The 255-nt window shown below is 44.7% G+C and carries 1 pseudogene; it reads right to left on the bottom strand.

Going from position 1 to position 255, the window contains the following annotated elements:
- A pseudogene (gene pyrH / locus ACR9ZK_RS22620) lies at nucleotides 1–218 on the bottom strand (UMP kinase); the annotation flags it as partial.
- Nucleotides 219–255: the final 37 nt, after the last annotated feature.

Genomic DNA, 255 nt, shown 5'->3' on the forward strand with positions numbered 1-255 from the left:
TTAATGAAAGGTTCTGCAACTTTATCCACTTCAATGGCAGACTGAAGTTTTGTCTTACTTCCTGCATCTTCCAGGGCGCCTTGTAGCGCCATTCCGTTGATTACTGTTGCAAGCATTCCCATATAATCTCCTTGCACACGGTCCATTCCTTTTGCAGCTCCTGCCACACCACGGAAAATATTTCCTCCTCCAATCACAATGGCAATTTCGCAGCCCTTGTCAACTACTTTTTCTGTCTCTTATACACATCTGACG

It is taken from the genome of Monashia sp. HAY1-5C, assembly GCF_056755255.1.